General features: G+C 56.0%; 1 protein-coding gene. It reads left to right on the top strand.

The features are described 5' to 3' along the window. Positions 1-360 precede the first annotated feature (360 nt). Complete coding sequence (locus tag WB402_RS12705) at positions 361-1,407, top strand: IS630 family transposase (protein ID WP_424208420.1); 1,047 nt, start codon at positions 361-363, stop codon at positions 1,405-1,407. The last annotated feature ends 174 nt before the right edge of the window (positions 1,408-1,581 follow it).

Here is a 1,581-nt window from a genome sequence, read left to right as displayed (position 1 = left end):
ATATAACATTGTTAAAACTATTTCTATGAGTTTCTAGGGATTTACAAATATTTGTAAAAACATCGACATTTCGAATTTGTCCGGTTAGCAGTAATGTAAAATTAAGTGAGGTAAGGTCGGTTTGGGGTTTCATAGCAGAATCCATGTACGGTGAAATTGTCGAGAGAGCTATGCGCAAAAGTGGGTGATGACGGGATGAGAAGGGCGGCATATCGGGGATGGTGACCAAACGTCCTGAATCTCCAGAGGAGAACGATACGCCATGAATAAGAATATACCCTGATTCATCGATAGTCCGAAAAACCGCTTGCGCTGGGGCGATTTTGGGATTCGTCTTGTGGGATGATTTGCGCCGGCTTTTTGTCTCCTGCTGACCGCGCCGACCTGACCGCCCTGGCGCGGAATGGATCGGCGGCGCATCGGTTGGCGCGGCGGGCCAATGCGCTGGTGCTTTTGGATTCTGGCTGGAGTTGCGAAAAGGTCGCCCTGGCCTTGCTGCTGGACGACGACACAATCCGCCGGTGGCACGGCTTGTTCGTCGCGGGCGGCATCGAAGGGCTGACACGTTTCGAAGCCGGTGGCAGCGCCTGCCAGATAAACGGCGAAGAACAGGAAAAGCTGAAGTCTTGGGTCGCGGCGACCTTGCCGGGCTCGACGCGTCAGATCGGCGCCTGGATGGAGAAGGAATTCGGCCACGTCTACGCGGGTCGCTCGGGACTGATCGCGTTGTTGCATCGCCTGGGGCTCGAATATCACAAGCCGGAAGTCATCCCGCGCAGGCTGGACGAAGAGAAGCAGAAGGCTTTCATGGCGAGCTACGATAAGCTCTTGAACTCCTTGGCTGACGACGAGGCCGTGCTGTTCGCCGACGCGGTGCACCCGACCCATGCCGTGCGGCCTGCCGGCTGCTGGGCGCCGAGCCAGGAGAAGCTCGCGATCGAGCAGACGAGCGGGCGCCAGCGTATCAACATTCATGGCGCGGTGGATCTCGAGACCGGGCAAACCCGAATGATCGAGGTCGAAACCGTCGACGCGGCCTCGACGATCAGGCTTCTGGAAGCGATCGAGGCACTCTATCCAATGCTGGCAATCATCCATGTCTTTCTCGACAACGCGCGCTATCACCACGCGAAGATCGTAGCGGAATGGCTCGCTCAGCCGCAACGGCGAATAAAGCTGCACTTCATTCCGCCCTATTGCCCGCATCTCAACCCGATCGAGCGGCTATGGGGCGTGATGCACAAGCATGTCACCTACAACAAATCCTACGCGACCTGCACCCAATTCGCCGATGCGATGCTTGGGTTCCTGCGTGAAAAAGTCCCCCGGAACTGGCCGCGGTTCCGCGATTCGATCACCGACAACTTTCGCGTCATCTCGCCCAAGGATTTTCGGGTCGTGACGTGAACAAAGTATATTTAGAATATTGCCTTTCCCAACGCGGCTGGAAAATTCGGAATAGCTTTCAGTTTTTGTTCCGGCGCCGGCGCCCTTCCAGCCTCAAAACGTCCGCCTGTTTCACCTTCTCTACGTCTACTGGGTTATAGGTCTTGAAGAGAAAGTTCGCGTGGTCGAGCGTGT

The organism is Sulfuricaulis sp. (genome assembly GCF_049587675.1).
Classification (GTDB): domain Bacteria; phylum Pseudomonadota; class Gammaproteobacteria; order Acidiferrobacterales; family Sulfurifustaceae; genus Sulfuricaulis.
The sequence above is the reverse complement of the archived record's forward strand: the minus strand, read 5'-3'. Positions and strand labels throughout refer to the sequence as shown.